Here is a 7,294-nt window from a genome sequence, read left to right as displayed (position 1 = left end):
CTTTTTTAGTCATTATCTCTTCTATATTTTGCACAATTATAGTCCGTCATCATCAAAACATTTAAGTTTACGATATTCATTCATATATAAATAAAAAAATTGATATTATATATTTTTCAACTTGCATCCCATTTATAACTCAGTATAATATAAATATCTATTTGATATGAGGTGCCCGGATGTCAAAAAAATTAATATTTATTGTCTTATTATTTATTTTGCTGCCCTTTTCTTTTATGACATTCTTTTTATTTTTTAATAACCAATCAGAAAACTCTGATTTAAAAATGGTGCGTGCCAGTGCTTCCCAGCCTTTAGTGTTAAATGGCATTGTGCAATCGGACTATCAAAAAGTAATTGTAAATCAAACAGCACTAGGAGAAATTAAAAAGATTGAGGTTGTCGATGGACAATCTGTAAAAATAAATGATTCACTTCTCACTTTCCACAACGCTTCTAAATCCCACCAAATCAACTTTCTTTCCCATCTTATTCAACAAAATCGAAACCCTTCCAACACCTTAAACTATCGTGCTCAGATTGCCCAACTCCAAGAGCAACAAGACACAACAATCAAATCCCCCTTTGAAGGAATCGTGCATTTGCACAAACATTTCCCAAGTCTCCAGAACGAAAAAATACTTGAGATTTATTCCAAAAAACAGCATCTTTCATTTAAAGTTCCAGAAAATTTGTATGCGAAAATCAAAGTTAATCAGCCTGTATCTGTCAAGAAAGTTTTTGATACCAAAACTTACAAAGGCACGGTGACTTCTATATCTCCAGTACCTACCACTTCTGACAATCCTTCAAGTTTTTCCACTTATTCATTCAATGTTAAAGTAGCCGAAAGCTTTCCTATTGGTACACACTTCACTTTACAAATCGAACAACCACGTATTGTCTTACCCCAAGACACTCTTTTTGACCGTAATTCTGTTGTTATAAATAAGAATGGAAAATTCATTAAACGAATAATAAATTATGATAGAATAAATGAGCAACTTTTAATTGATAAAGGGGTTTTTATTGGAGAAAAAGTTGTTAGAAATCCAAATGCAAATATTTTAGAACCAAGTTAAACATGATATTTATCATTTTTTTACATTTTATTGCAATTTTTAGTTATTTAAAGGGAATAGTGGGTAAAAGAGCATTATATAAGAAGTTATATTGCAGAGAATGAATAAGCATCATTTCGTTTAAGATTGTTCTACAGATATCTTTCTTATTTTACAATTTTACACCAATTAGATATGCTGTAATAAATAATTGCACGCGAAATAAATTAAATATAAATTATAATCGCATATTATTATGGTGTAAGATAGACTTTGTTTGCTATAATATAAAGTGAGCACTGGATTAATTCATTGATATTTATAGCATATATGCGTATTATGATTTGAGTTAATTTTTTAAGGGTTATACAAATGGGAGGTTATGAGAATGGCTGTTACAAGAGTCAAAGATTGTTTTGAATTATTATCCATGGTTACTTATGCTGATAGATTGAAAAGTGTGATTAAAAAGGAGTTCAAAATTAGTTTTGAAGAGTTCGCTGTTTTAACACATTTAAGCTATCGTATTGAAGAGGAATACTACTTGAAAGATATTATTAACAACTTGAATTACAAGCAACCTCAAGTTGTTAAAGCTGTTAAAAATTTATCTCAAGAAGGTTATTTCGATAAGCGTCGTAATGAAAATGACGAGCGTACAGTACTTATTTTGATTAATGATGAACAACGCGAAAAAATTAATGCTTTATTAGAACGTGTGAATGAAACGATCAAATCTACTGATATTAGACCGCAATAAGAATTTACATCAATGATTATTCATAAATCATTCATCTTAATATGGGGAAAGTCTCAACACAAATGAGATTAATTAAATTAAAAACCACTCACAAAATCGACCATTTCTCATATGGTTGTACTTAGGATGAGTGGTTTTTAGGATACCTATCATCTCGCACTGCTACACTCAATTTTCTAACTCTCTTTATTGCGTGCGGTGCTTATATATTTTCTACTTAAAGATCATTTAACCTTTAAATGATACTTCATAAAACCCTCGTTTTAATAAAAAAGTGAATAAAGCGAATGAACCATCACGTTCATTGTTTTACTCACTCTTTTTAATCACTTTTTTATGATTTTATATTTTCCATTTAATACGCCTTAAATATGTGAATCTTATGATTTCGTTCTTGAAGATAATTCAATGGTGTAAAAAATAATCAGGACAAGAATCATCACCCATATCGCTATGGAAATTAATTGTGCTGCTTGTCCATCAGAAATTATAACATCAATCGTCTTTTGCAATAGTAGTAAACCGATGCCAGTGTATTCAAGATGTTTTAAATACAGACCTATACTCATAATTATTAACCCAATAAATGCTACAGCCATATGTGCGTATTGTGTGACGACATGAATACCTAAATTAAAATCGAAGGCATTCATCATAATTAAAACAAACGCAATGAGTGCTAAAATGACACCGATATAACTTTCGAATTTGTTGCGATATAAATAATTTTTATGCATGATGCGTATATAAATAATAATTGAAATGGGTAAAATAATTAAAATATAAACTAATGATAAGCCTGTTGCAGCACCAAATGCAACGAGCTGTTTATCATATAGATATGAAATCAAGATAAAGTTGATAATAAAAAACACCACTGGATTAAACTGTAGTGTAAACAAATTCTTTTGAATAATTAATATAATTTCAGCAGGTGATTTATGGCGATACTCAATGTAATCTTTATCTTCCGCTTCTGATTTTTGAATATCTTTTCTTAAATTTTCTTTTACATCATCAATCAAATGCGGAGAAACACCTTTATGCTTCAAATAATCTTCTACATTCTCTAGCAAAGTACGATTATTGACTCTCATATAATCCTCCGTCTCACTTAATACATAATCATATTATATTAAAAACCTAACGCATACGCCACCAACAATTTAATGAAGTCTTATTTGAGTTACTATCTTTTGATTGATATTTGCAAAATAATATTGATTACAAAGTCTATAAAATAAAAAGGAGCGTGGCAGAAATCATTTTGATTTCATTGCCCCGCCCTATCAAGGTCATGCACAAAAGATATCTTTAAAGGATGCCTCTTACGTTTAAGCTTCTAAATCAATGCGATAAAGTTTTAAGTGATGATCTTTTGGATTTTTAGATGCAAATTGATAAGCTACTTTGCCATCTACCACGTAACCATTATTTCCTGTCACAGAATTATAATGTGCACGTGTAATCGCTTTTTGGCTAACTTCTTTTTTTACATCCTCATAACTTGGTCCGTTGAGTGCTTGATAACTCATACTAATTCTTTTTACTTTAGACTGCTCACTTTGTCCATTTGTAGTTACAATCATAAGCCCTTTTTTAGTATGATACTCATAATAATGATCGTGTCCATAGGCTTGTTGCGTATGAATCCCTTTTCCTTTTTCACGAAAAACATCTTTCAAACTTTGACCAATTGTTACCCCTTCAATTGTTTGATCACCATTTTGTAATGCTTTAACTGACTCCAAATCATTTCCTGTCATTGCGTTTGCTGTTCCTGTGTACGTAGTCAACAATGTCACACATGCGATAAGTATTGCACTGACTAGCTTTTTCATAAAGCGCACACTCCTTTTTTATGCCGTTATCTTTAGTTATCCATACCCGTAATCACCATAAAATAACAATTTGATTACAAAAACATTACAACTCCATATGATGCGTCGTTCTTTGCATAAAATCTTTGACTTGTTTAAGAAATTTTTCTTTTTCTTCTACAAATGGGTAAACACCTGACTTATTAAATAATTCATATGTTGCATTTGGCATTAACTCTGCAACATGCTTTGACTCATTCGGTGTCACACGTTCATTTGCCTGACCTGCAATAATGAGCGTTCTCACGTGAATTTCAGGTAAAATCTTTTCTAATCCATTTTCCGTAAATGAATGATCAACAGCTGTTTTTTCATAATCTGTTAATAACGCCTCAGAATCATTCACATTTTTAAGAAATTTACGCACTTTTCCTTTAGAATGATATAAATGCTTCTCTAAAAACTTTTCTTGTTCAGATTCATTACATGTTCGAATTGTTTCTGCGTATTTGCGAAATAATCGCTCATGTGGTAATAAAGTATCATCAGCAGTAGGATTAATCAGTATTAACTCAGAAACTTTATTTGACGCACTCAAAGTCAAATCTAACGCGACCGCGCTACCTAACTCATTACCTATTACTGTCGCACTTTCAATGTAAAGAAAGTCCATTAGCTCTTTTATATCTTGGCTATATTCATGAAAATCAATCGCCAAAGGTTTATCAGAATAACCATGTCCACGTAAATCGATTAATATAACTTGAAAATAACGTGCCAATCGTGTGGCAATGTCTTCAAAAACCGTATGGTTCATATATATCGAATGTATCATAACGATGGGATAACCTTTACCCATTGAGCGATAATTTAATGCCGTACCATCAGATGTCCTAAATAGTTCCATTACTTTTCAGCCTCCCGCTTTACATTTAAAATATCTAACAACTCTTCAAGTGTTGTGATTTCATAATCCATTTCTGAATCTAGAGGAACGACTTCATCTTCTTGTCCTTCATGACGATACCAAACACTTACCATTCCCATCGCATGTGCCGGCGCAACATCGTTTAATGCATCATCCCCGACATATATAACCTCTTCGGGTTGAACATCTAACTTTTCTAAAATATCCTCATAAATACGTGGGTGTGGTTTGCGGAAGCCGACCGTTTCTGAAGTGGATAAATGATTGACGTATTCTTCAATACCTAGCGCATAAACACGATACTGTTTAATTTTAGATTTACCATTCGCAATAACGCCAATCTTATATCCCGCTGCTTTCAATCTTTCTAACGTATAGTTCGTGTCGTAAAATGGGAATACATAACGATAAAAATGCATTTCAAAGTCATGAAATAAGTCCTTCCAACTTAATCGATCAACGTTGAACTGCTTAATAATTTCTTTGTATAAGTCCGGTTTATCATGGTCTTCATCGTCATCTAATTCAATGAATTTTTTACGAAAATCCGAGGCCTGTACACGTACTAAGTAATCATGAAATCGCTCATACTGCTCTTCGATAAATTTATCTCGAGACTTTTTACGATCCAATAAAGTACCTTCTAAATCAAATATTATTGCTTTAATTTGTGTTAAGTCCATTGATTTCCCCTCATTGTTATTCTTGAAAATTACATAACTCTATCATAGTCAATTGCCTATCGCCGTTCAACTATCATGAGATAAAACATTAAAGGAATACCTATTATTGCCAATACAATGCTTGCCGGTATTTGAATAGGCGCAAGCAATTGAGTGCCTAAGACGTCTGCTAATACCATCATGGTTCCCCCGATGACGAGATTAAGCAGCACTTTAATCGTAAGGGATTGTTGACTGATACGATGTACAAATTGAGGAATCACCATGCCAATAAATCCTATGACACCAACAAAGCCTATAATAACGGTTGAAATTGCCGTCGACAATAATAAAACTACGATTGATAAACGTTCTACATGAAGACCTAAAGCAGCACTTGATAACGTATTCATTTGTAATAGCTTAATTTTAGGAAGACATATCAAAATTGCGCCTAATGTTAGACCTAAAACGATACTGACATAGATGACCTCGCGATATTCCGAAGCTGAAAAACCACCGAACATATAGGCAACGATATTTCGTAATTTTGTAGGATTAAATTGCACCATTAAAAATAATATCGCGTTTAGCAGAGAACCAATTAATATTCCGGCTAGAATCAGTGAACGCGTGGGATAACCGCGTGTTATGAAATATGCGACAGCAATCACAATGAAAAGTGAGACCATCCCCATTATCATCGCAAACGGGGCAATCCAACTAAAAGATAGGCCTAAAAGAACAGCGCATGCTGCACCCACTGTCGCACCATTTGCCAGCCCTAGCGTAAAACTGTCTGCCAGTGGATTGTTCAAAATAATTTGGAACATTTGCCCCGCTAAAGTTAAACCCATGCCTGATAAAAGTGCTAATAATACGCGTGGGAGTCTGACCTCTAATATCAATGTTGCCGCCAAAGGAGTTCCCCATTCAATTTGGCTAAGAAGGCCATACGCACAGACAACAATCAGTGCAATTATCCAAAGCATTATGCTGATTAAGCCACGCAAGGCCTTATTTTTCATATATGGCATCTCTTAACAATTTCATGGCATCATCTAAGCGTGGTCCAGGTCGAGACAACATATCATCATTTAAAGCCACGACGCTCTCTTTTTTCACTGCGCGAATTTGTTCAAAACCACCACGTTGTTTCACGCTTTGTTGATAGTCCTTTGTTGAAACGCCTGCAGTCGACACCATGACATCAGGATCTTTCTTTATAATTTGCTCTTTACTCACTTTCGGCCATCCTTCTGTATCATCAAATACATTTTTAGCGTGCAGTTGTTTAAGCATGTCATTCATAAATGTGCCTTTTCCAGCGGTATAAATTTCTGGTTCTGAAGCAATTTCAATAAATACTTTAGGCTCTTTTTTCTGTTTTGGAACACTATCTGTTACTTTCTTAATATTTGCTTTTGTCTCATCGATTAAAGATTTTGCTTGTTTTTCTCTACCTGTAAGCTTTCCGATTTGTTCAAATGATTCATACATTTCATTAATTGATTGGGCATCTTTCACATATGCCACTTTAATACCACTTTCACTCAAATCTTTTAACACTTTTCCTTGTGTCGCTTTTTGAGATTCATGCGCTAAGATTAAATCTGGTTGCGCTTTAATCAAAGCTTCTTTATTTAAATGCATCGCATCAAATTTTTCCTTTTGTTTTACTTCCTTTGGATAATCATCCACTGTAGAAACGCCGGTAACTTTATCACCGATGCCTAATGCATATAATACCTCTGTGTTACTAGGCATCAAAGAAATAATGCGCTCTGGTACTTTATTCGTTGATTTTCCCGTATCCTTAGATTGATTTGCATTAAAATTACAGCCTGCAAGCACAACTACAATGAGTAGTAAGATGCTTATAAAACTTTTCCCCCTCATGGTTTCACTCCTATTTTAATTATTTCGTATATCTTATCATTTTCTAAAGTTTAATGGTGCATAAAAATTATTTTCTATAATAAATAATGTAAAATTCGAAGCCCTATCACAATCATCCCTTGACCCAAAATCAATTTTTACGCATATTCGAAGATTGAATAACC

At 33.3% G+C, this 7,294-nt stretch carries 8 protein-coding genes; 2 read left to right on the top strand and 6 right to left on the bottom strand.

Annotation, left to right across the window (positions count from 1 at the left end; genetic code table 11):
* Window positions 1-179 precede the first annotated feature (179 nt).
* Window positions 180-1,082, top strand: coding sequence for an efflux RND transporter periplasmic adaptor subunit (locus CD118_RS08820; protein ID WP_060830331.1), 903 nt, complete (start codon window positions 180-182; stop codon window positions 1,080-1,082).
* Between the two features lie 367 nt (window positions 1,083-1,449).
* The gene (sarA, locus tag CD118_RS08815) at window positions 1,450-1,821 is read left to right on the top strand and encodes a global transcriptional regulator SarA (protein WP_016424365.1); all 372 of its coding nucleotides are present in this window, start codon (window positions 1,450-1,452) and stop codon (window positions 1,819-1,821) included.
* Between the two features lie 380 nt (window positions 1,822-2,201).
* Here sarA and CD118_RS08810 read toward each other — a convergent pair whose 3' ends face one another.
* The 6 genes from CD118_RS08810 to CD118_RS08785 all read right to left on the bottom strand — a co-directional run bounded on the left by CD118_RS08810 (window position 2,202) and on the right by CD118_RS08785 (window position 7,130).
* Entirely contained in the window at window positions 2,202-2,918 is a 717-nt protein-coding gene (locus tag CD118_RS08810; protein ID WP_060830332.1) for a hypothetical protein, read from the bottom strand.
* Window positions 2,919-3,155: 237 nt separating this feature from the next.
* Window positions 3,156-3,662 carry an SA0570 family protein gene (locus tag CD118_RS08805; protein WP_060830333.1) on the bottom strand — a complete coding sequence of 169 codons (507 nt, stop codon included), beginning with the start codon at window positions 3,660-3,662 and terminating at the stop codon, window positions 3,156-3,158.
* Window positions 3,663-3,747: 85 nt separating this feature from the next.
* Window positions 3,748-4,548 carry an alpha/beta fold hydrolase gene (locus CD118_RS08800; protein WP_050331713.1) on the bottom strand — a complete coding sequence of 267 codons (801 nt, stop codon included), beginning with the start codon at window positions 4,546-4,548 and terminating at the stop codon, window positions 3,748-3,750.
* Window positions 4,548-5,252: an HAD family hydrolase gene (locus tag CD118_RS08795; RefSeq protein ID WP_016424361.1), complete on the bottom strand. Its 705-nt coding sequence runs from the start codon at window positions 5,250-5,252 to the stop codon at window positions 4,548-4,550. Before CD118_RS08795 ends, CD118_RS08800 begins: the two co-directional genes overlap by 1 nt.
* Window positions 5,253-5,308: 56 nt before the next feature.
* Window positions 5,309-6,259 carry a FecCD family ABC transporter permease gene (locus CD118_RS08790; protein WP_103356579.1) on the bottom strand — a complete coding sequence of 317 codons (951 nt, stop codon included), beginning with the start codon at window positions 6,257-6,259 and terminating at the stop codon, window positions 5,309-5,311.
* Window positions 6,249-7,130 carry an ABC transporter substrate-binding protein gene (locus CD118_RS08785; protein WP_103356578.1) on the bottom strand — a complete coding sequence of 294 codons (882 nt, stop codon included), beginning with the start codon at window positions 7,128-7,130 and terminating at the stop codon, window positions 6,249-6,251. Before CD118_RS08785 ends, CD118_RS08790 begins: the two co-directional genes overlap by 11 nt.
* Between the last annotated feature and the right edge of the window lie 164 nt (window positions 7,131-7,294).

This window comes from Staphylococcus coagulans (assembly GCF_002901995.1).
Taxonomy (GTDB): Bacteria; Bacillota; Bacilli; order Staphylococcales; family Staphylococcaceae; genus Staphylococcus; species Staphylococcus coagulans.
Note: the sequence above shows the minus strand (reverse complement) of the source record. Positions and strands in the feature narration are given on the sequence as shown.

Bases quoted from the DNA above. Each gene is read 5' to 3' on its own strand.
- CD118_RS08820 (WP_060830331.1), top strand. From the start codon at position 180: ATGTCAAAAAAATTAATATTTATTGTCTTATTATTTATTTTGCTGCCC.
- sarA (WP_016424365.1), top strand. From the start codon at position 1,450: ATGGCTGTTACAAGAGTCAAAGATTGTTTTGAATTATTATCCATGGTT.
- CD118_RS08810 (WP_060830332.1), bottom strand. From the start codon at position 2,918: ATGAGAGTCAATAATCGTACTTTGCTAGAGAATGTAGAAGATTATTTG.
- CD118_RS08805 (WP_060830333.1), bottom strand. From the start codon at position 3,662: ATGAAAAAGCTAGTCAGTGCAATACTTATCGCATGTGTGACATTGTTG.
- CD118_RS08800 (WP_050331713.1), bottom strand. From the start codon at position 4,548: ATGGAACTATTTAGGACATCTGATGGTACGGCATTAAATTATCGCTCA.
- CD118_RS08795 (WP_016424361.1), bottom strand. From the start codon at position 5,252: ATGGACTTAACACAAATTAAAGCAATAATATTTGATTTAGAAGGTACT.
- CD118_RS08790 (WP_103356579.1), bottom strand. From the start codon at position 6,259: ATGAAAAATAAGGCCTTGCGTGGCTTAATCAGCATAATGCTTTGGATA.
- CD118_RS08785 (WP_103356578.1), bottom strand. From the start codon at position 7,130: ATGAGGGGGAAAAGTTTTATAAGCATCTTACTACTCATTGTAGTTGTG.